This is a genomic window from Streptomyces sp. HUAS TT7 (genome assembly GCF_051550175.1).
Taxonomy (GTDB): Bacteria; Actinomycetota; Actinomycetes; order Streptomycetales; family Streptomycetaceae; genus Streptomyces.
The window spans coordinates 1656464-1678240 of record NZ_CP196175.1 but is presented as its reverse complement, the minus strand read 5'-3'; the positions used below and the strand labels follow the sequence as shown (position 1 = coordinate 1678240).

Annotated in this window: 19 protein-coding genes; 10 read left to right on the top strand and 9 right to left on the bottom strand. The window is 70.0% G+C overall.

Translation table 11 applies throughout. From position 1 onward, the window contains the following. The first annotated feature begins 315 nt into the window (after nucleotides 1–315). The 8 genes from ACSHXC_RS07365 to ACSHXC_RS07330 all read left to right on the top strand — a co-directional run bounded on the left by ACSHXC_RS07365 (nucleotide 316) and on the right by ACSHXC_RS07330 (nucleotide 9192). The gene (locus ACSHXC_RS07365; protein ID WP_438290795.1) at nucleotides 316–1734 is read left to right on the top strand and encodes a family 2B encapsulin nanocompartment shell protein; all 1419 of its coding nucleotides are present in this window, start codon (nucleotides 316–318) and stop codon (nucleotides 1732–1734) included. A gap of 120 nt (nucleotides 1735–1854) precedes the next feature. Beyond that, complete coding sequence (locus ACSHXC_RS07360) at nucleotides 1855–3048, top strand: family 2 encapsulin nanocompartment cargo protein terpene cyclase (RefSeq protein WP_438290794.1); 1194 nt, start codon at nucleotides 1855–1857, stop codon at nucleotides 3046–3048. A 90-nt stretch (nucleotides 3049–3138) separates the two neighbouring features. Then, a complete protein-coding gene (locus ACSHXC_RS07355) occupies nucleotides 3139–3996 on the top strand; it encodes a geranyl diphosphate 2-C-methyltransferase (RefSeq protein WP_438290793.1) in 858 nt (285 codons plus the stop codon). Nucleotides 3997–4123: 127 nt separating this feature from the next. Then, on the top strand, nucleotides 4124–5593 hold the full coding sequence (locus ACSHXC_RS07350) for an AlkA N-terminal domain-containing protein (RefSeq protein WP_438296475.1): 1470 nt from the start codon (nucleotides 4124–4126) through the stop codon (nucleotides 5591–5593). A gap of 12 nt (nucleotides 5594–5605) precedes the next feature. Then, complete coding sequence (locus ACSHXC_RS07345; RefSeq protein WP_438290792.1) at nucleotides 5606–6103, top strand: methylated-DNA--[protein]-cysteine S-methyltransferase; 498 nt, start codon at nucleotides 5606–5608, stop codon at nucleotides 6101–6103. 229 nt (nucleotides 6104–6332) lie between these two features. Next, nucleotides 6333–7724: a hypothetical protein gene (locus ACSHXC_RS07340; RefSeq protein ID WP_438290791.1), complete on the top strand. Its 1392-nt coding sequence runs from the start codon at nucleotides 6333–6335 to the stop codon at nucleotides 7722–7724. Between the two features lie 90 nt (nucleotides 7725–7814). Further along, a complete protein-coding gene (locus ACSHXC_RS07335) occupies nucleotides 7815–8648 on the top strand; it encodes an eCIS core domain-containing protein (protein WP_438290790.1) in 834 nt (277 codons plus the stop codon). A 46-nt stretch (nucleotides 8649–8694) separates the two neighbouring features. Further along, nucleotides 8695–9192 (top strand): hypothetical protein, encoded by a 498-nt coding sequence (locus ACSHXC_RS07330; RefSeq protein WP_438290789.1) that lies wholly within the window; start codon nucleotides 8695–8697, stop codon nucleotides 9190–9192. A gap of 24 nt (nucleotides 9193–9216) precedes the next feature. Here ACSHXC_RS07330 and ACSHXC_RS07325 read toward each other — a convergent pair whose 3' ends face one another. The 3 genes from ACSHXC_RS07325 to ACSHXC_RS07315 are packed head-to-tail and all read right to left on the bottom strand — an operon-like array spanning nucleotide 9217 to nucleotide 12200. Further along, entirely contained in the window at nucleotides 9217–9876 is a 660-nt protein-coding gene (locus tag ACSHXC_RS07325) for an SIR2 family NAD-dependent protein deacylase (RefSeq protein WP_438290788.1), read from the bottom strand. A 36-nt stretch (nucleotides 9877–9912) separates the two neighbouring features. Next, nucleotides 9913–10425 carry an NUDIX domain-containing protein gene (locus ACSHXC_RS07320; RefSeq protein ID WP_438290787.1) on the bottom strand — a complete coding sequence of 171 codons (513 nt, stop codon included), beginning with the start codon at nucleotides 10423–10425 and terminating at the stop codon, nucleotides 9913–9915. A 59-nt stretch (nucleotides 10426–10484) separates the two neighbouring features. Next, complete coding sequence (locus ACSHXC_RS07315; protein WP_438290786.1) at nucleotides 10485–12200, bottom strand: BCCT family transporter; 1716 nt, start codon at nucleotides 12198–12200, stop codon at nucleotides 10485–10487. A gap of 142 nt (nucleotides 12201–12342) precedes the next feature. On the opposite strand from ACSHXC_RS07315, the gene ACSHXC_RS07310 reads away from it, so the two are divergent. Both ACSHXC_RS07310 and ACSHXC_RS07305 read left to right on the top strand, forming a co-directional pair. Further along, complete coding sequence (locus tag ACSHXC_RS07310) at nucleotides 12343–13497, top strand: glycerate kinase (protein WP_438290785.1); 1155 nt, start codon at nucleotides 12343–12345, stop codon at nucleotides 13495–13497. A 141-nt stretch (nucleotides 13498–13638) separates the two neighbouring features. Beyond that, nucleotides 13639–15159, top strand: a complete 1521-nt coding sequence (locus ACSHXC_RS07305) for an MFS transporter (protein ID WP_438290784.1) — start codon at nucleotides 13639–13641, stop codon at nucleotides 15157–15159. A 223-nt stretch (nucleotides 15160–15382) separates the two neighbouring features. Here ACSHXC_RS07305 and pssA read toward each other — a convergent pair whose 3' ends face one another. From pssA to ACSHXC_RS07275, 6 genes are all read right to left on the bottom strand, one after another. Then, a complete protein-coding gene (pssA, locus tag ACSHXC_RS07300; RefSeq protein WP_189389371.1) occupies nucleotides 15383–16237 on the bottom strand; it encodes a CDP-diacylglycerol--serine O-phosphatidyltransferase in 855 nt (284 codons plus the stop codon). Further along, complete coding sequence (locus ACSHXC_RS07295) at nucleotides 16224–16880, bottom strand: phosphatidylserine decarboxylase (RefSeq protein WP_189963308.1); 657 nt, start codon at nucleotides 16878–16880, stop codon at nucleotides 16224–16226. Before ACSHXC_RS07295 ends, pssA begins: the two co-directional genes overlap by 14 nt. 173 nt (nucleotides 16881–17053) lie before the next feature. Then, nucleotides 17054–18259, bottom strand: a complete 1206-nt coding sequence (locus tag ACSHXC_RS07290; RefSeq protein ID WP_053730140.1) for an acyl-CoA dehydrogenase family protein — start codon at nucleotides 18257–18259, stop codon at nucleotides 17054–17056. A gap of 2 nt (nucleotides 18260–18261) precedes the next feature. Then, nucleotides 18262–18771 (bottom strand): MaoC family dehydratase, encoded by a 510-nt coding sequence (locus ACSHXC_RS07285; protein ID WP_189963304.1) that lies wholly within the window; start codon nucleotides 18769–18771, stop codon nucleotides 18262–18264. Nucleotides 18772–18776: 5 nt separating this feature from the next. Beyond that, nucleotides 18777–19751 (bottom strand): HpcH/HpaI aldolase/citrate lyase family protein, encoded by a 975-nt coding sequence (locus ACSHXC_RS07280; protein WP_438290783.1) that lies wholly within the window; start codon nucleotides 19749–19751, stop codon nucleotides 18777–18779. Further along, nucleotides 19748–21775, bottom strand: coding sequence for a protein meaA (locus ACSHXC_RS07275; RefSeq protein ID WP_438290782.1), 2028 nt, complete (start codon nucleotides 21773–21775; stop codon nucleotides 19748–19750). The genes ACSHXC_RS07280 and ACSHXC_RS07275 overlap by 4 nt, the downstream gene beginning before the upstream one ends. Nucleotides 21776–21777: the final 2 nt, after the last annotated feature.

Here is a 21777-nt window from a genome sequence, read left to right as displayed (position 1 = left end):
GCGCGATATCGGCCACCTCGCCGACCGGTTTCGTGGAGACCGCCGCTGTCGCGTCTCCACGAATCGGCTTGATCAAAGCGCCGTATGTCGTTGTATCCCGGTCGAGTTGATCGCTGCCGTCCGGGCGCGGGGCGCCGAGGTGGGCCGCGGAAGCCCTGCCGCCCCGGTGGCGGAAATGCGTCGACAGGTCGTCAGCCATTTCGACCAACATCATTACCCGCTGGTTCACTTGCCCGGCAGGAGCCTCTCGCCACCCGATCGGGTGAATCCGTGGGCTCCTTCTTTGGCGCATGCGCCCCGACGGAAGGGACCAGGATGTCGACCGCTGCGTACCGGCCACAGCCCGAGCAGCCGACGGGCCGGGCACAGCTCAGCCTGGGGATCGCCGCCGCGCGGAACCTGGCGACCACCACCAAGACCGTCCCGCAGATGCAGGGCATCAGCTCCCGGTGGCTGCTGCGCATGCTGCCCTGGGTGGAGGTGAAGGGCGGCGCGTACCGGGTCAACCGGCGCCTGGTGTACGAGGTCGGCGACGGCCGGGTCACCTTCGTCCAGGAGGGCACCGTGGTCAGGGTCGTCCCCGCTGAGCTGGGCGAACTGCCGCTGCTGCGCGGCTTCGACGACGACGAGGCGCTGCGCGCGCTCGCGGATCGGTGCCGGCAGCAGCAGTACGGCCCCGGCCAGGTCATCGCCGAGCAGGGCGGGGCCGTCGACCACGTCTATCTGATCGTGCACGGCAAGGTGGAGAAGGCCGGCACCGGACCGTACGGCGAGGAGACCCGGCGAGGCGTGCTGTCCGACGGCCGGTTCTTCGGCGGGCAGGCGGTGGCCGAGGAGCCGGGGGAGTGGGAGTTCACGGCACGCGCGATGACGTCGTGCACGGTGCTGGCCCTGCCCCGGGCCGCGTACGAGGAAGTGGCCGGCCGGAACGAGCAGTTGCGGGACCACGTCCGCCGGCGCCAGGACGAAAAGGCGAGGCCGCAGAACAAGAAGGGCGAGGCGAACATAGCCCTCGCCTCCGGCCACACCGGTGAGCCGGTCCTTCCGGGAACCTTCGTGGACTACGAACTGGCGCCCCGCGAGTACGAGTTGAGCGTGGCCCAGACCGTCCTGCGGGTGCACAGCCGGGTCGCCGACCTCTACAACGACCCGATGGACCAGGTCGAGCAGCAACTGCGGCTGACCATCGAGGCGCTGCGCGAGCGCCAGGAGTCGGAGCTGGTCAACAACCCCGAGTTCGGGCTGCTGCACAACGCCGACCACAGCCAGCGCATCTCCACCCACTCCGGCCCGCCCACCCCGGACGACATGGACGAGCTGCTGAGCATGCGGCGCGGCACCAAGGCCTTCTTCGCGCACCCCCGCGCCATCTCCGCGTTCGCCCGCGAATGCAACAAGCGGGGCCTCTCGTTCGACAGCGCCGACATGGGCGGCCACGCCGTTCCCGCCTGGCGGGGCGTGCCGATCCTGCCCTGCGGCAAGATCCCCGTCTCCGACGAGGGAACCTCCGCCATCCTCGCGATGCGCCTGGGCGAGGCCGAGGAAGGGGTGGTCGGCCTGCGCCAGACCGGGATCCCCGACGAGTACGAGCCGGGCCTCAACGTGCGGTTCATGGGCATCAACGACCAGGCCCTGATCTCCTACCTGGTCAGCACCTACTACTCGGCCGCGGTCCTCGTGCCCGACGCACTGGGCGTCCTCGAAAACGTCGAGGTCTTCCACAGCCCGTCCTGACGGCAGCCCGTCCCGGCCCGTCCTGACGACAGGCCGTCCTGACGCAGCGTCAGTCCGTACTGAGAAGGCGTCAGCCGTCCTGACGAAGACGTCGACCAGCGCGAACGGAGAGCAGAACCCGTGTCACAGCTGTCCCGGATGACCGCACCCACGGCCCGCCACCACACGGCGCGACTCGTGGCCACGCTCCTCGGCCACCGCCAGGGCGCCCTCCCCGCCGCTCCGAAGGTGCTGCCCGGAACCGCCCCGCGTCCGGCGGGCACCGCGATACCCACCGGGCCGACGGGCCTCGGCACCTCCGCAGCCCGCATCGCGGCGGGAAGGGCGGCCGCCAACAGTGCGGAGGCGCGCGGCACCGGTGTCCTGGAGCTCTACTGCCCGCCCGCGATCCGGGACGACCCGGCGCTCGGCCAGGAGGTGAACGACCGCCTGGTGAGCTGGGCCGAGGAGGCCGGGCTCTACGCCGGACGGCTCGACCGCGTACGCGCGGCGGACTTCGGGCGGCTCATGATGCTGGCCCACCCCGACACCGACGACCCGGACCGGCTCCTCGCCGCGGCCCGGTGCGCGCTGGCGGAGTGGGCCACGGACGACTACTACTGCGACGACGAGACCATGGGGTCCCGGCCCGAACTCCTCGGCTCGCACCTCGGTCTCGCCCACGCGGCCCTCGACCCCGCCCACCTCCCGGCCCGTTATGCGTCCGCGTGGGATGCGGACATGGGCGCCGACCCCGTACGGGTCGCCCTGCGCTCGGCGCTCCATGACCTGGCCAGGTATGCGGACTCCGCCCAGCTGGCCCGGCTCCGGCACGAGGTCGCCGTCCTGTTCGTCGGCTACGGGCAGGAGGGCTCCTGGCGCTCCCGGGGCCACATGCCCACCGTCCGCGAATATCTGGCACACCGACAGATCAACAGTTTCCTGCCGTGCATCGCCCTGGTCGACGTGGTGAGCGGCCATCCGCTGACGGCCTCCGAGTACGCCGATCCCCGGGTCCGCCGCGCCGTGACGATGGCCGGTACGGCCGGCACGCTCGTCAACGACCTGTACTCGATGACCAAGGAACACCAGTCCTCGGGCGTGGAGTTCAACCTGCCCACCGTGATCGCCGAGGAAGAGCGGTGCTCGCCGGCCGAGGCGGTGGAGCGGAGCGTGGAGATCCACGACGAGCTGGTGCGCACCTACGAGACCGAGGCCGCGGCCCTCGCCGTCACCGGATCGCCCCAGCTGCGCCACTTCCTCGCGGGGGTGTGGGCCTGGCTCGGCGGCAACCGCGCATGGCACAGCGGCAGCCTCCGCTACAACGACGCCTGAGCCCACCCCTCAGCCCTGTCACCGCCCCCGCGGTCACCCAAGTCTTGTCACCCCCTCCGCGGTACGCCCGCACCCAAGCAAGGAGCCCCCATGACCACCACCCCTGCCCCCGTCGGCGTGCTGCGCACCGCCTACCAGAAGGCCGTCGCCGAGTACTGGAACAACGAGCAGGACCCGGTCAACCTGCGCCTGGGCGATGTCGACGGCCTCTACCACCACCACTACGGGCTCGGCGACTACGACCCCTCCGTCCTGGAGGGTCCGGAGGAGACCCGTGACGCTCGCATCGTCGAGGAGCTGCACCGGCTGGAGTCGGCCCAGGCCGACGTCCTCCTCGACCACCTCGGCCCCGTAGCCCCCGGCCAGCGCCTCCTGGACGCCGGATGCGGCCGGGGCGGCACCAGCATCATGGCCAACGCACGCTTCGGCTGCGAGGTCGACGGCGTGTCCATCTCCCAGTCCCAGGTCGACTTCGCCAACGGCCAGGCCCGCAAGCGCGGCGTGGACGACAAGGTGCGCTACCACTTCGGCAACATGCTCGACACCGGCTTCCCGACCGGCGCCTTCCAGGGGATCTGGAACAACGAGTCCACCATGTACGTGGATCTCTTCGAGCTCTTCTCCGAGCACGCCCGCCAGCTGGCCTTCGGCGGCCGCTACGTCGTCATCACGGGCTGCTACAACGACGTCACCGGCGGCCGTTCCAAGGCGGTCAGCCGCATCGACGAGCACTACACCTGCAACATCCACCCCCGCAGCGCCTACTTCAAGGCGATGGCCGCCAGCGGTCTCGTCCCGATCAACGTCGTCGACCTCACCGCCGACGCGATCCCGTACTGGGAGCTGCGGGCCCAGTCCTCCCTGGCCACCGGCGTCGAGGACCCGTTCCTGACGGCGTACCGCGAGGGCAGCTTCCACTACCTGCTGATCGCCGCCGACCGCATCTGATCCAGCGGCGCGGAGAACCTGGGGGCTTCCCCGCCCCTGGCCCCGCGAGGTCGATGTCGGATTTTCGCCAGCCGGGGCGGGGGCCGTGCCCGATGCTTGACGCATGCCCACCGTCGCTCCCGCCCCGATGCACACCGACACCGAGCGCTGCGTACGCGCCGTCCAGTCCAAGGACGCGCGCTTCGACGGCTGGTTCTTCACGGCCGTCCTGACCACCCGCATCTACTGCCGGCCGAGCTGCCCGGTCGTGCCGCCGAAGGTCGAGAACATGACCTTCTACCCGAGCGCGGCCGCCTGCCAGCAGGCCGGATTCCGGGCCTGCAAGCGGTGCCGCCCCGACACCACGCCCGGCTCGCCCCAGTGGAACGCCCGCGCCGACACCGTCGCCCGCGCCATGCGCCTCATCAGGGACGGAGTCGTCGACCGCGAAGGGGTCCCCGGCCTCGCGGCCCGGCTCGGCTACAGCGCCCGCCAGATCGAGCGCCAGCTGCTCGCCGAGCTCGGCGCGGGCCCGTTCGCCCTGGCCCGTGCCCAGCGTGCCCAGACCGCGCGGCTGCTCATCGAGACGACCCCGCTGCCCATGGCCGAGGTCGCCTTCGCCGCCGGGTTCTCCTCGATCCGCACCTTCAACGACACCGTCCGCGAGGTGTTCGCCCTGGCCCCGACAGAGCTGCGGGCCCGCGCCGTGCGCGGCATCGCCCGCCAGACGCCGGGCGCGATCACCCTGCGGCTGCCCTTCCGTGCCCCGCTGACCCCGGACAACCTCTTCGGCCACCTCGCCGCGACGGGCGTGCCCGGCGTCGAGGAGTGGCGCGACGGCTCGTTCCGCCGCACGCTGTCCCTGCCGTACGGGCACGGCATCGCGGAGCTCACCCCGCAGCCCGAGCACATCGGATGCGTGCTGCACCTGACCGATCTGCGCGACCTCACCATCGCCATCAGCCGCTGCCGCTGGATGCTCGACCTGGACGCCGACCCCGTCGCCGTGGACGACCGCCTGCGCACGGATCCGCTGCTCGCGCCGCTGGTCGACAAGGCGCCGGGGCGCCGGGTGCCGCGTACGGTCGACGCCGCGGAATTCGCGGTGCGGGCCGTGCTCGGGCAGCAGGTGTCGACGGCCGCCGCCCGCACCCACGCGGCCCGTCTCGTCGTCGCACACGGCCAGGCCGTCGACGACCCGACGGGCGGCCTCACCCACCTCTTCCCGACGCCGGCCCAGCTCGCGGAGATCGACCCGGAGACGCTGGCCCTGCCGCGCAGCCGCCGCACAACGCTCACCACCCTCGTGGCCGCCCTCGCCGACGGCACCCTCAGACTCGGCATCGACAGCGACTGGGACCTGGCCCGGGCCCAGCTCATGGAGCTCCCCGGCTTCGGCCCCTGGACCGTCGAGGCGATCGCGATGCGCGCCCTCGGCGACCCGGACGCCTTCCTGCCCACCGACCTCGGCATGCGCCGCGCGGCCCAGAACCTGGGCCTGCCCTCCACTCCCGCCGCCCTCACCGCGCGCGCCGCCGCCTGGCGACCCTGGCGGGCCTACGCCGTCCAGTACCTCTGGGCGACGGAAGACCACGCCATCAACCACCTTCCCGCATAAGGGAGTTCAGTCGTGCACATCACCCACACGGTCATCGACAGCCCCTACGGCCCGCTCACCCTGGTCGCCACGGACGGCGTCCTGAGCCACCTCTACATGGAGGGCCAGCGCCACCGACCCCCGCAGGAAACCTTCGGCGAGCGGGACGAGGGCGGCCCGTTCCCGGAAGCCATCCGCCAACTGGCGGCGTACTTCGCATCCGAACTGACCGAGTTCCAACTGGACCTGAACCTCCAGGGCACGCCGTTCCAGCAGCGCGTCTGGCACCAGCTCCAGCAGATCCCGTACGGAGAGACCCGCTCCTACGGAGAGCTTGCCGAGGCCCTCGGCAACCCGAACGCCTCCCGCGCGGTGGGCCTCGCCAACGGCAAGAACCCTGTCGGCATCATCGTCCCCTGCCACCGGGTGATCGGCGCGAACGGCAGCCTCACCGGCTACGGCGGCGGCCTCGACCGCAAGCAGCGGCTGCTGTCCTTCGAACGCGGCGAGGCGGAGGACGCGCTGTTCTGAGCGCCCCGCGGACATCGGTGTCCGTCGGCCAAGGGTCTGTGGTGACCGGTCGCGCAGGTTCCCCGCGCCCCTTCGGGGCGCCACTAACGCCCGGCCGGAAGGAAGTTAGGGAAGCGTTGGCGGGACCCGGAAGCATCGGGTGTCCCTGCGCGGACCGGGCCCGCTGCCCGGGCGACGGGCCGGGCTCTGTTCGCAGGGTTCCGGATTCCACCGCCCGTGAAAGGTCCCCATGCGCTCCCACCAGCAGGCCCAGCATCCCCACGGCAAGGAGCCCGAGCGCGCTCCCGGCGTAAACCGGGCTCCGGGCACAGGAGTTGGGGCGGGCCTGCTAGCCCTCCAGAGCGTTGCGGGCAACGCCGCCGTCGTGCAGATGCTCCGCCACCGTACCGGGCACGCCGGTGCCGAGGAGCGGCATCAGCACAGCGCGGGCTGTGGTCACACCAGTGGCGAGGAAGTGCAGCGTTCTGCGGGGAACGAGGGGCTCGGCGGCGCGGTCGTCCAGCGCACCGCGGACAAGCGGGAACGGAGCAGCAGCCCGGAGCCCGAAGGCGCGCGCAAGGAAGCGAAGGACTCGGAGGGCGCCACGGCCCAGGATCGCCGGATGCGCCGTGCGGCCATCCAGAAGGCCGTGGACGGTGGCCGCGCCCTGGTGTCGGCGGCACTGCCGAAGATCACGGACGACGGCTTCCTGAAGTCGGTGTTCGGCCCGGATGCCGAGGCCGGGCAGGTGAAGGAGAACTTCCAGCGGGTCCTCGCCCGGCTCGACGAGGCGAACACCGCCGATGAGAACGACCCGTTGGCGGTGAAGGACCTCTACGTGGCCGGGGAGAAGACGAGCATCATCGCGCACGCCGTGGGGCAGACCATCACCGCGACGACGCACTTCCACGAGGTGGACGAGACGACGCGCCGCAACACCTTGGTCCACGAGGCGGTGCACGCCTCACTGGGAACTCCCGACGTCGCCTACAAGGCGTCCCGCCTGATCGACGGCCTCTCCACGAAGGGCGCCCTGCAGAACCCGGACAGTTATGTGTGGTACGCCCTGGGCGTGGTCGAAGGCCAGACGACGGCGGGCGCAGGGCATCAGATCCAGGACCGCTTCGGCGAAGGGCTCACGCAGGAGCAGCAGGGGGCGATCCGCCAGTCCCTCGGTATCGCTCTGCAAGTGGTCTCCGATGCCCACCGATTGCTGGAGCAGGCGGAGCAAGGTGGAAAGGAGGGCCAGGATTCGGCCCGCTACAAGGGCATCACCGTGCCAACTCTCGGCTACGTCAACGCAGTTCGCAGGAATGTTGGGATGAAGGAAGAGGCGGACGCCCGGGAAGGAATCAAGAAGCTCGGAAAAATCGCCGGATTCATCTCTCCCGTCATGGGATCCCTCGCCGGGCCGGCGACGATAGACGTGACCGGCGAGGGCGGCATCACCTGGAAGCGGGACGGCGCCGGTGTATTCACCGTCACAGTGCCGAAGAACACGCCCGTAGGAGAGTTGAACCATGCGTCTCTCCTGGCGAGTTGCATGGTGTCCATGTACCCGAAGAACCACGAGTTCCTCACGGAGGTCATCCGCAAACTGGGCCTGTCCAAGGGATTCACGGACCTGACGAACTTCCAGTAGGCGCGCGTAGCTTGCCCTTGCGTACCTTGCCCCGCCTCCTCGGGCGGGCTACACAGGGGAACGTCCGTCCCCGCCCGAGAGCGAGACCTCATGCACGTCCAAGACAGCGGCACCGCACGCAACGCGGCGGAGCTCCGCACGCCGCCCGGCGCCTCACCCCGCCGGGGTGAACCGGCGCCGTCCCGCCTTCTCCTCGCTCTGCAAGGCAGCGCCGGGAACGGGGCGGTCGTGCATCTGCTCCGCCGGTCCGGGCACGCCGGTGCCGAGGAGCGGCATCAGCACGGCGCGGGCTGTGGTCACACGAGTGGGGCCGCGGTGCAGCGTTCCGCGGTGCAGGACGTCCTCGGCACGCCGGGCAGGGCCCTGGACGAGGCGACCCGCAGCGACATGGAGTCGCGGCTCGGCGCCGACTTCTCCGATGTACGCATCCACACCGATGCCGCGGCCAGGGCCTCGGCGGCGGAGGTCGGCGCCCGCGCCTACACGTCCGGCAGCCATGTCGTCATCGGTGACGGCGGCGCGGACAGACACACCCTCGCCCACGAGCTCACTCATGTGATCCAGCAACGGCAAGGCCCCGTCGCGGGCACCGACAACGGCAGCGGGCTGAAGGTCTCCGACCCCGCGGACCGCTTCGAGAGGGAAGCCGAGGCCAACGCGACGCGCGCCATGTCCGGGGCCGCCCCCCAGGTGCAGAGGGCCGAGACCCCGAAGCACACCCACGGCGGTGCCACCGCCATTCAGCGCGTGAGCGGCGGCGGTCACGCGCAGGGCGACCATGTGTTCAACGCCCTTGACAACACTGCGGCGACGATCGGTACTGCGCTCAAGCAGCGGGCGAGGGACGTCGGTGCGGAAATCGACGACGACGTCAAGGAAGGTAATCAGGAAGACCCCGCTGCTCTGGGCGAAGTTCACCCGTAATCTCGATGATTTCAAAGACAGTTGTGCCCTTCTGCAGGAGCTTGCCGTGACCGCCGGGAACGCTGGACATCCGTCCGGAGACGTACCTCACAGCCCGTTCATCGCGACGTTGGCGGAGGACTCGGTGGCGGGCCCGGACGCCAACGCGGAAACGTTCGGCAACTTCTCCCGTGCACTGACCAGAAAGGCCCAGGAGTGCGGGACCGCCGGATGGGCCATAGGCGGCGAACTGAATGTGGCCACGCCGGAGTGGGGCACGCTTCTCGAAGCGAAGATGTTCGACCCGGACGCGGTGAGGAAGATTGAACAGAACCGCCTCACACCGGGGCAGCGGCCCGCCTTCAACACCTGGCTCACCGCCACCAAGGGGCACTACGCGGCCCTCTATTTCCAGCTGCTCGTCTCCATGAGGGCACTGAACACCTTCCTGCGCTGGGTGATCGAGACCCAGACGAACATCTGGGCGTTCCAGGACGGCCAACGCACCGACTTCGAGAACGCCGACTTCGACACCTACGACCGGAACGCCACTTCCGCCGACTGAGCGCTCCGCCGGTCGGCCCTTCGACTACGGGCCGTCCGGGCCCGGCCGCCCCAGCGTGCCGAGGAGCCGCGGCAGGGCCGTGCCGATCGGTTCCCTTACGACCTCGTCGGCGAGCGCGTCGTACGGGGTCGGACCGGCGTTCACGATGATCAGCCGGGCGCCCCCGTCCGCCGCGATCCCCGCGAGCGAGGCGGCGGGCTGGACCTGGAGCGTCGTGCCGACCGCGATGAAGACCTGGCAGGCCCAGGCGATTGCCATCGCCTGGGACAGCACCTCGGGGTCGAGCCGTTCGCCGAACATGATCGTGGCCGACTTGAGGATGCCCCCGCAGACCGTGCACGGCGGATCCGGCTCGCCCGCCGTCACCCGCGCCAGCGCCTCGTCCATCGAGGACCGTGCGTGGCAGCGGGTGCAGGTCACCGCTCTCGCGGCGCCGTGGAGTTCGAGGATCTTGCGCTCCGGGAAGCCCGCGCGCTGTTGCAGCCCGTCGACGTTCTGCGTGATCACCCGCACCGGCACGCCGGACTTCTCGAACGCGGCGACCGCGCGGTGCGCGGCGTTCGGCTCGGCCTTGAGGGCGCTGTCCCGGCGCATCAGCCAGGACCGGCTGTTCGTGACGCGCTCTCGTGGGTCCCGACAGGTCACGGATGCCGGGCTCATCGCACCCGGCCCCGGCCCGGCCATGTGAGCCAGGTCCCGCACCCGGTGCTCGCCGGCCGCTCACCCCACCCGGTGACCGTTCTCCAGCTCCACCGTCCCCCGCCCCTCCAACAGGACGTCCAGCGCGGCCAGTACGCGGTGGCCCAGGGCGCCGGGCAGGTGGGCGGGGAGGTCTTCGCGGGGGACCAGGCGCCAGGAGAGGAGTTCCTCCTCCTGGAGCTGGATCGACCGCAGGCGGTCCTCGGCGAGCACCCCGCCGTCGTAGACGTACGCCACGATCGGCGGGCGTGCCTTGCCGTGCACCCAGTCCACCGCGAGCAGGCGGCCCAGCTCCACGTCGAGGCCGATCTCTTCGAGGGTCTCGCGGCGGGCCGCCCCGCGCGGGGTCTCGTCGGTGTCGGACTCCACGGTGCCGCCGGGCAGCGCCCAGCCCTCGCGGTAGTTGGGCTCGACGAGCAGCACCCGGTTCCCGGCGTCCAGGAACAGCGCGGCGGCTCCGGCGAGTACGCGGGGGAGTCCCGCGATGTAGGCGGCGTAGTCGTTGTCGGGGGCTGTGGCGTTGTCGGTGCTCATGGTCGCCAGGGTAGGGGGCCGTGCTCAGGGGGTGCCTCGCCGTATTGGCCCCGCCCCCGCTAGACCTGCGGCGGGGCCGAACTGTCTTCACCCGTACGGGACTTGGCGGCCCGGCGCAGTCGGTAGTGCCGGGCGGCGCCCTGCTCGGTGATCGCGTCGCCGACCATCGCCCGTACCGCGTCGCCCAGACCGTGCAGGGCGCCGTGGCGGGACGGCCCCGCGCCCGGGTCCTCGCGCAGCTCCTTCACCAGGGACCAGCACAGGCCCAGCATCACCAGGACGAAGGGGAGCGCGACCAGGATCGTCGCCGTCTGGAGGGACTTGAGGCCGCCCGCGACGAGCAGGACCGCCGCGACCGCCGCCATCAGCACGCCCCACATCACCACGAGCCAGGTCGGCGGGTGCAGCGAGCCCCGGCTGGTGAGCGAGCCCATCACGAGCGATGCCGAGTCCGCGCTGGTGATGAAGTACGTCATGACCAGGGCCATCGCGATGTACGAGGTGACCGTGCCGATCGGCAGCGCGTCCAGCATCGCGAAGAGCGAGGCCTCGGCGCCGTCCTTCACCGCGCCGGCGAGGTCGGCCGCGTCGGTGGAAGCGAGCCGGATCGCCGTGCCGCCCATGACGCAGAACCAGATCACCGTCGCGCCGCTGGGCACGAGCAGCACCCCGATGAGGAACTCGCGGATCGTACGACCGCGGGAGATCCGGGCGATGAAGGTGCCGACGAACGGCGCCCACGACAGCCACCAGGCCCAGTAGAAGACCGTCCAGGCGCCGAGCCACGCCCGGTCGGTGAAGGCGCCGGTGCGGCTGGCCATCGGGAGCAGGTCGTGCAGATAGCCGCCGATCGAGGCCGGGATGGTGTCGAGGATGTAGACGGTCGGGCCGAGCAGGAAGACGAAGACCATCAGTACCGCGGCGAGCACGATGTTGATCGTGGACAGCCACTTCACGCCCTTGTGCAGGCCCGAGAAGGCGGAGAGTACGAATGCCGCCGACAGCGAGGCGATGATGACGAGTTGGGTGGTCTGCGAGTTGTTGATGTCCGACGTGATGTCCAGGCCCTCGGCCACCTGGAGCGCGCCGAGGCCGAGGCTCGTCGCGGTGCCGAAGACGGTCGCGAAGACGGCGAGCAGATCGATGCACTTGCCGGGCCGGCCGTCCGCCCGGCGTTCGCCGATGAGCGGTACGAACGCGGAGGACAGCCGGTTGCCGCGCTCCTTGCGGAACCCCGCGTAGGCCAGTGCGAGCCCCGCGATGCCGTAGATCGCCCAGGGGGTGAGCGTCCAGTGGAAGAAGGAGTACTCCAGGGCGGTGCGCGCGGCATCACCCGAGCCGGGCTGAGCACCGGTCGCCGGGGGCGGGCTCAGGAAATGGGTGAGCGGTTCGCCGACCCCGTAGAACATGAGGCCGATGCCCATGCCGGCGCTGAACATCATCGCGATCCAGGCCAGGTTGGTGAACTCCGGCTCGGAGTCGTCGGCGCCCAGCCTGATCCGTCCGTACCGGCTGATCGCGAGGACCACGCACAGCACCAGGAAGACGTCGGCGGCGACCACGAAGAGCCAGGCGAAGTTGTTCAGGACCCAGGCCAGCGCCGTCGAGGAGGCGCTGTCGAACGAGCTCTTGCCGAGAGCAGCCCAGCCGACCACAGCCACCACCGCGAGCACGCCGATCGTGATCACGGTGTGGTCGGGGGAGGGGCCGGGAGCCGGGGGAGAACCGCCCGGCGGGGTGCCGGAGCCGGAATGATCGATCGAATCCATCGTCATGTTGGCCCACTATGGTACGAAATGTACGCATTTTGTGGGGTGGCGCGCCGTCGGTGGACCCTGGCAGCTATGGGCAGGTGCGCGCCGGGCGGATAGGGTCTGAAGCGGCGCGACTGCCTGTTCGAAAGCAAGGGATAGCAAGGTGACGGACGGCGCAGTTTTGGAGACCGCCCGCGTACTCGTGGCGGCGGACAAGTTCAAGGGCTCGCTCACGGCCGTACAGGTCGCTGAGCGGGTGACGGCCGGGCTGCGGCGGGTCGTCCCGGATCTGCGGGTGGAGACCCTGCCGGTCGCCGACGGCGGCGACGGCACGGTGGCGGCCGCGGTGGCGGCCGGATTCGAGCGCCGCGAGGTGCGGGTCACCGGCCCCGTCGGCACCCCGGTGACCGCCGCGTACGCGGTACGCGACGGTGTCGCCGTGGTCGAGATGGCGGAGGCCTCCGGGCTCCAGCACCTTCCCGAGGGCGTCTTCGCGGCGCTCACCGCCACCACGTACGGCTCCGGCGAGCTGCTGCTCGCGGCCCTCGACGCGGGTGCGCGGACCATCGTGTTCGGTGTCGGCGGCAGCGCGACGACCGACGGCGGCGCCGGCATGCTGGCCGCGCTCGGCGCCCGCTTCCTGGACGCCGCGGGCGAGCCCGTCGGCCCCGGCGGCGGCGCGCTCGCGGGCCTCGCGACGGCCGACTTCTCGGGCCTCGACGCCCGCTTCGAGGACGTGGAACTCGTCCTCGCCAGCGATGTCGACAACCCGCTGACCGGCCCCAAGGGTGCCCCCGCGGTCTACGGCCCGCAGAAGGGCGCATCGCCCGAGGATGTGGCGACCCTGGACGCGGCCCTGGCCCACTACGCCAAGGTCCTCGAAGGCGTGCTCGGCGCGAAGGCCGCGGAGGCCGCGCTCGCCCCGGGCGCCGGTGCGGCCGGCGGCATCGGCTACGGAGCGCTGGTCGCGCTCGGCGCCGCGTTCCGGCCCGGCATCGAGGTCATGCTCGACGTGCTGGGCTTCGCGCCCGCGCTGGCCCGGGCCACCCTGGTGATCACCGGCGAGGGCTCGCTCGACGAGCAGACCCTGCACGGCAAGGCCCCGGCGGGCGTCGCCGCGGCGGCGCGTGCGGCCGGCGTCGAGGTCGTCGCGGTGTGCGGCCGCCTCCTGCTCCAGCCGGGGCAGCTCGGCGAGGCGGGCATCCGCCGCGCCTACCCGCTGACCGAGCTGGAGCCGGACCCGGCCCAGTGCATCGCCAACGCGGGCCCGCTCCTGGAGCGGGTCGCCCAGAACATCGCGGGCGACTTCCTGCTGTAGCCCGTCGTACGAGAACGGCCCCCGTCGCGAGATCGCGGCAGGGGCCGTTCTGTCGTTCCCTGGATCCATGGCCGGCGCATGCGGGTGCACACCCCCATCCCATATGAGACACTGGTGTCTCATTCGATACTGGAGTGTTTCATGACGCCGCCCCTCGACCCTCGGCGCTGGCTCGTCCTCGCGATCCTTTCCGGCAGCCTGCTGCTGATCGCCATGGACACCACCATTCTCAACGTCGCCTTCCCCTCGCTGGTCAGCGACCTGCAGCCCAGCTCCGTACAGCAGCTATGGATCATCGACGTCTATGCGCTCGCGCTCTCCGGACTGCTCGTGACGGCCGGTGCGCTCGGCGACCGCTGGGGGCGCAAGCGGCTGTTGCTCGCCGGGTTCGCGATCTTCGCGGTCGCCTCGCTGATGGCGGTCTTCGCGACCGAGGCCTGGCAGGTCATCGCCGCCCGGGCGCTGCTCGGCGTCGGAGGCGCGGCGATCATGCCGTCGACCCTGTCGATCCTGCGCGACGTCTTCACCGACGCCCGCGAACGTGCCCTCGCCTATGCCGTGTGGGCCGCCGTCTTCGGTGGCGGCATGGCGCTCGGGCCGGTGGTCGGCGGGCTGCTCGTCGAGCAGAACGGCTGGCAGTCCGCGTTCCTGATCAACATCCCCGTAGCCCTGGTGATCATCGCGTTCGGCGCCTGGATGCTGCCCGAGTCCCGGCAGCCGCGCGAGGGCCGCTGGGACTGGTGGGGCGTGGGCCAGTCCATCGTCGGCATGCTCGCCCTGGCCGGCGGCATCAAGCAGCTCGGCAAGGGCGGTCCCACCGACCCCGTCGCGTGGACGCTGCTCGTGGTGGCCGCCGTGGCGCTGACGATTTTCGTCCGCCGTCAGCTGCGGCTGCCCCAGCCGCTGCTCCACGTGAGGCTGTTCACCAGCCGCTCGTTCAGCATCGCCGCCGCATCGATCTTCCTCGGGATGATCGCGCTCGGCTCGGCGCTGTTCCTGGTCACCCAGTGGTTCCAGTACGGACAGGGCTACAGCCCGCTGGAGGCCGGTGTCCGGCTGCTGCCGGCGCCGCTCGGCCTGGTCGTCACCTCGCTGGTGACCCCGGTCCTGATGCACCGGCTGCCGATCCGGCACGTGATCGGCGGCGGGCTGCTCCTGATGACCGCGGGCCTGGCGCTGCCGTGGCTGTTCCAGCAGTCCGGGCCGCTGGCCTACCCCGGAATCGCCGTGGCGCTCGGCGTGCTGGGCTGCGGTGTCGGCGTCGCGACCACGGCCGCGTCGGTGACCTTGATGGCCTCCACCCCGAAGGAGCACGTCAGCGGGGCGGCCGCCGTCGAGGAGACCTGCTACGAGCTGGGCGCGGCCATGGGCGTCGCCATCCTGGGCAGCGTCGCGGCGGCGCTGTACCGGGCGCATCTGCCGGAGCTCGCCCTGGACGGGGCCGCCACCGCTTCCGTACGGGACTCGGTCGGCGAGGCGGCCCATGTGGCCGCGGAGATCGGCGGACCGGCCGGGGCGCTGCTCCTGGAGCAGGCCTCGGGCGCGTTCACCTCGGGCATGACCCCGACGTTCCTGCTCGCCGCGGCCCTGCCACTGGCCGCCGCCGTCCTGGCCTGGGCGAAAATCCCCAAGAACCTGCGGCCGACGGAGAACGCGCACTGACCCATGTGGGCCCGCACCGGTCCTGCCAGGGGCGCGGGGAACTGCGCGAGAAGCGACCACGGCCCGCAGGCGAACCGAGGCCTCCTAGGGGCGCGGGGAACTGCGCAAGCACCACCAGCCGCCCGCAACCGAGCAACCATCACCCCGCAGGCACGCGGAAGGGCATACGAAAAGGGGCCCCGGGTTCAAGAACCCGGGGCCCCTTTTCAAGCACCGTGAGGAACTACGGCAGCTGGGCCGCACGCGCCTCGCGGCGGTTGTCGCGGAAGGTGTTCACCCGGCGGGCCGTCGCGAAGAGGGGGATCGTGGCGGCCAGGACGATCTGCAGCGCACAGCCGGTCTGGAGCAGCATCTGACCGCCCGGAGCGTCGAACGCCCACGCCGCGAGCAGACCCATCGCACCGATGATCCAGCTGAGCATCGCCACCGCGAGGATGCCCCGCGGCTTGGGGTACTCGACCCGGCTCACCATCAGCCAGGCGACTCCTATCACGGCGAGCAGCGTCGGGACGAACGGCAGCTCCAGCAGGACGATCGAGACGACCGTCAGGGCGCCGAAGGGGCTCGGCATGCCCTGGAACATGCCGTCCTTCATCGTCACGCACGAGAAGCGCGCGAGTCTCAGCACCACGGCGAGCAGCACCGTGATCGCGGCGACCGCGGCGACCCGCTGGTGGGCGTCGTCCGCGACCATTCCGTACACGAGCACGAAGTAGGCCGGGGCGAGCCCGAAGCTGATCAGGTCCGACAGGTTGTCCAGCTCGGCACCCATCGGGGAGCTGCGCAGCTTGCGGGCGACCAGACCGTCACAGAGGTCGAAGATCGCCGCGAGCAGCATCAGGATCACGGCGGTCGCGGCGGAGTGCCGCGCCATGCCCGTCTCCTGGCTGCCGGAGAGGTGCGGGATGAGGATGCCCGTGGTGGTGAAGTACACCGCCATGAATCCGCACGTGGCGTTGCCGAGAGTGAGGGTGTCCGCTATCGACAGGCGCAGTGACAGCGGCATCTCCTCGACGTCGTCCTCGGACTCCGCCTCGGGGACCCAGCCGGCCTGCGTCTCGGGATCAATCACGGTCAATTCGAGTCACCCCCGCCGTGGTGGCCTGCCCGACCTCGACCGCGACCTCGACACCCTCGGGGAGGTAGATGTCGACCCGCGAGCCGAAGCGGATCAGGCCGATGCGTTCGCCCTGCTCCACCTTGGTGCCCTGGGGGACGTACGGCACGATGCGCCGCGCGACCGCGCCGGCGATCTGCACCATCTCGATGTCGCCGAGCTCGGTGTCGAAGTGCCAGACAACGCGCTCGTTGTTCTCGCTCTCCTTGTTGAACGCCGGGACGAAGCCACCGGGGATGTGCTCCACCGAAGTCACCGTGCCCGCGAGGGGCGCGCGGTTGACGTGGACGTTCAACGGGCTCATGAAGATCGCGACGCGGGTACGTCCGTCCTTCCACGGCATGATGCTCTGCACCACACCGTCGGCGGGGGAGATGACCCGCCCCTGCGTGATCTCACGCTCGGGGTCGCGGAAGAACCACAGCATGCCCGCCGCCAGGGCGGTGGTGGGCACGGCCACGATCGCGGCGCCCTTGGAACGGCGCGAGCGGGCCAGACTGAGGGCTGCGGTGGCGACGGTCGGCAGAAGCCACGGCGATGCTCCGCGAGCAAGGCGTCCCTTGAGGAAGCCGTCGCGTGGTGCAGAGGTTTGGCTGTGGGGCATGGATGACCTTCGTAGCGGATGATGCCGCGCTGGCAACAGGGGACGGCGGCAGGTTTACCGGCGATGGTATCGGTTGCGAGCCGCAACTGGGCAAGCCAGAAGCCGAGTCGGCGGCCGGAAGACGATGACAGGGTGTGATGTTCTTCGCGGCCAAACCGACCCAAAAGCGACAATCAACCCTGGAACCGGTACTCCTCAAGAAGTCGGCGGCCAATGATCATTTTCTGGATCTCGGCGGTACCTTCACCGATGAGCAGCATCGGCGCCTCGCGGTACAGGCGCTCGATCTCGTACTCCTTGGAGAAGCCGTAGCCGCCGTGGATGCGGAAGGCGTCTTCCACCACCTCCTTGCAGTACTCGGAGGCGAGGTACTTCGCCATCCCTGCTTCGAGGTCGTTTCGTTCCCCGGAGTCCTTTTTGCGTGCTGCGTTCACCATCATCGCATGGGCGGCTTCGACCTTGGTAGCCATCTCGGCGAGCTTGAACTGAATCGCCTGGTGCTGGGCGATCGGCTTTCCGAAAGTGTGCCTTTGCTGGGCATATGAGACACCCAGCTCAAATGCACGCTGAGCGACTCCGCAGCCACGGGCGGCCACGTTGACGCGGCCGACCTCGACGCCGTCCATCATTTGGTAAAACCCTCGGCCGGTGACCCCGCCGAGGACCCGATTGGCCGGAATGCGCAGTCCGTCCATGACCAGTTCGGTCGTGTCGACGCCCTTGTAGCCCATCTTGTCGATCTTGCCGGGGATGGTCAGGCCGGGGCGGACCTCGCCGAAGCCCGGCTCCTTCTCCACCAGGAAGGTCGTCATCGACTTGTGGGGCGCGGTGCCTTCGGGGTGTCCTTCGTCACTCCGGCACAGAACGGCCACCAGTGATGACGTTCCGCCATTGGTCAGCCACATCTTCTGGCCGTTCAGAACGTACTCGTCGCCGTCCTTGACGCCCTTCGACGTGATCGCCGACACATCCGAGCCGAGCGCCGGCTCCGACATCGAGAACGCACCGCGCACCTCGCCGAGCGCCATCCGCGGCAGGAAGGTGTCCTTCTGCTCCTGGGTGCCGTGCTGCTTGAGCATGTACGCGACGATGAAGTGCGTGTTGATGATGCCGGACACCGACATCCAGCCACGCGCTATCTCCTCGACGCACAGCGCGTAGGTGAGCAGCGACTCCCCGAGGCCGCCGTACTCCTCGGGAATCATCAGGCCGAACAGGCCCAACTCCTTGAGCCCCTCGACGATCTGCGTCGGGTACTCGTCCTTGTGCTCCAGCTGGGTCGCGACCGGAATGATCTCCTTGTCGACGAAGTCCCGCACGGTGGCCAGGATTTCCTGCTGGACGTCGGTCAGACCGGCGGTCTGCGCGAGACGGGCCATGGCTAGTTCTTCTCCCGCAACTCAGGGCGGCCGGGCTGTTCGCCGCCGCGCTCCTTGATGTACGTCTCGGTCGGCACCATCACCTTGCGGCGGAAGACGCAGACCAGAGTGCCGTCCTGCTTGTAGCCCTTGGTCTCGACGTAGACGATCCCGCGGTCGTTCTTCGACTTCGAGGGGGTCTTGTCGAGGACCGTCGTCTCGCCGTAGATCGTGTCGCCGTGGAAGGTCGGCGCCACGTGCCGCAGCGACTCGATCTCCAGGTTGGCGATCGCCTTGCCCGAGACGTCCGGCACGCTCATGCCGAGAAGGAGCGAATAGATGTAGTTGCCCACGACGACGTTCTTGCCGAAGTCGGTCGTGTTCTCCGCATAGTTGGTGTCCATGTGGAGCGGGTGGTGGTTCATGGTGAGCAGACAGAAGAGGTGGTCGTCGTACTCGGTGACCGTCTTTCCGGGCCAGTGCTTGTAGACGGCTCCGACTTCGAACTCTTCGTAGGTGCGGCCGAACTGCATGATTCCTACGCCTCCGGGGCTTCGAACTTCGTGGTGCGCTTCATGCCGGCGGCCCGGCCCTTGCCGGAGATGACCAGCGCCATCTTGCGGCTCGCCTCGTCGATCATCTCGTCGCCGAGCATCGCCGAGCCCTTTTTGCCGCCCGCCTCGGAGGTGCACCACTCGTAGGCGTCGAGGATCATCTCGGCGTGGTCGAAGTCCTCCTGCGAGGGCGAGAAGATCTCGTTCGACGCCTCGACCTGGCCCGGGTGCAGCACCCACTTGCCGTCGAAGCCGAGGGCGGCGGCACGCCGCGCGACCTCGCGGTAGCCGTCCACGTTGCGGATCTGGAGGTAGGGACCGTCGATCGCCTGGAGGTCGTTGGCGCGCGCGGCCATCAGGATCTTCATGAGGATGTAGTGGTACGCGTCCGCGCCGTACCCGGGCGGCTGCTCGCCCACGACCAGCGACTTCATGTTGATGGACGCCATGAAGTCCGCCGGGCCGAAGATGATCGTCTCGGTGCGCGGCGAGGCCTCCGCGATCGCGTTGACGTTGTTCAGGCCGCGCGCGTTCTCGATCTGCGCCTCGATGCCGATCTTGCCGACTTCGAAGCCCATCGTCTTCTCGATCTGGGTGAGCAGCAGGTCCAGGGCCACGACCTGGTCGGCGGTCTGCACCTTCGGCAGCATGATGCAGTCGAGGTTCTGGCCGGCGCCCTCCACGACGGTGACGACGTCGCGGTACGTCCACTCGGTCGTCCAGTCGTTCACGCGCACGACCCGCGTCTTGCCCGTCCAGTCGCCCTCGTTGAGGAACTTGACGATGGTGTGCCGCGCCTCGGGCTTGGCGAGCGGGGCGCAGGCGTCCTCCAGGTCGAGGAAGACCTGGTCGGCGGGGAGGCCCTGGGCCTTCTCCAGGAAGCGCGGGTTCGACCCGGGGACCGCGAGGCAGGAGCGACGCGGGCGGAGCCGGTTGACCGGGGTGACAGGGGTGCTCATGCGGGGACCTCCAACGGGTCGAGCTTGTTCGCTTTCCGGATCTCGTCGACGATACGGCCGATGATCTCCGTGATACCGAAGTCCTTAGGGGTGAAAACGGCGGCAACGCCCGCCTTGCGCAACTCCTCGGCGTCCGCGGGCGGAATGATCCCGCCGGCGATCACCGGAATGTCGGGCGCGCCCGCCTCGCGCAGACGTACCAGGACGTCCGGGACGAGTTCGGCGTGCGAGCCGGACAGGATGGACAGGCCGACGCAGTGCACGTCCTCGGCGAGGGCGGCGCTCACGATCTGCTCGGGGGTCAGCCGGATGCCCTGGTAGACCACCTCGAACCCGGCGTCGCGCGCCCGCACCGCGATCTGCTCGGCGCCGTTGGAGTGCCCGTCGAGGCCCGGCTTGCCGACCAGCAGGCGCAGCCGCCCGGAGCCCAGGTCCGAGGCCGTCCGCGCCACCTTCTCGCGGACCAGAGCCAGCGGCGTGCCCTCCTCGGCGGTGACCGCGACCGGCGCGGAGGAGACGCCCGTGGGCGCCCGGAACTCGCCGAACACCTCGCGCAGCGCCTCGGACCACTCGCCGGTGGTGACCCCGGAGCGCACGCACTCCAGGGTCGCCTCCATGAGGTTCCCGGTGCCCTGGGCGGCCTCCTTCAGCTTCTCCAGGGCCTTGCAGGGCCGCGGGTGGTTGAAGGGCGGCTGGTAGCGGGTGTCGCGCCAGTTCTTCAGCGAGGCGACGACGCGGGCCTCGACGGCCGGGTCGACCGTCATGATCGCGCCGTCCAGGTCCGCGGTGAGCGGGCTCGGCTCGGTCGACTCGTAGCAGTTGACGCCGACGATCTTCTCCTCGCCGGCCTCGATACGGGCCCGGCGCTCGGCGTGCGAGGAGACGAGCTGCGACTTGAGGTAGCCCGACTCGACGGCGGCGAGCGCCCCGCCCATCTCCTGGATGCGGTCGATCTCGGCGAGGCACTCCTCGACGAGGGTGTCCACCTTGGCCTCGATGACGTGCGACCCGGCGAAGATGTCCTCGTACTCCAGGAGATCGCTCTCGTGCGCCAGGACCTGCTGGATGCGCAGCGACCACTGCTGGTCCCAGGGGCGCGGGAGCCCCAACGCCTCGTTCCAGGCGGGGAGTTGGACCGCGCGGGCCCGGGCGTCCTTCGAGAGCGTGACGGCCAGCATTTCGAGCACGATCCGCTGGACGTTGTTCTCCGGCTGGGCCTCGGTCAGGCCGAGCGAGTTGACCTGGACGCCGTAACGGAAGCGGCGCTGCTTGGCGTCCTCGATCCCGTACCGCTCCCGCGTGATCCTGTCCCAGATGCGGCCGAAGGCGCGCATCTTGCACATCTCCTCGATGAAGCGGACGCCCGCGTTCACGAAGAAGGAGATGCGGGCCACGACATCGCCCTTGCGGTCCTCGGGGATCTGCCCCGACGCGAACACGGAGTCGAGGACGGCGATCGCGGTGGACATCGCGTACGCGATCTCCTGGACCGGGGTGGCTCCCGCCTCCTGCAGGTGGTAGCTGCAGATGTTGATCGGGTTCCACTTGGGGATGTTGTTGACGGTGTAGCAGATCATGTCGGTCGTCAGCCGCAGCGAAGGACCCGGCGGGAAGACGTGCGTCCCGCGCGAGAGGTACTCCTTCACGATGTCGTTCTGGGTGGTGCCCTGGAGCTTGGTGATGTCCGCGCCCTGCTCCTCGGCGACCACCTGGTACATGGCGAGCAGCCACATCGCGGTGGCGTTGATCGTCATCGAGGTGTTCATCTGCTCCAGCGGGATGTCCTGGAACAGCCGCCGCATGTCGCCGAGATGGGACACCGGGACCCCGACCCGGCCGACCTCGCCGCGGGCGAGGATGTGGTCGGGGTCGTATCCGGTCTGCGTCGGAAGGTCGAACGCGACCGACAGACCCGTCTGACCCTTGGCCAGGTTGTTGCGGTAGAGCTCGTTGGACGCCTCGGCGGTCGAGTGACCGGCGTACGTCCGCATGAGCCACGGCCGATCCTTCTGGCGCTCTGTCATGA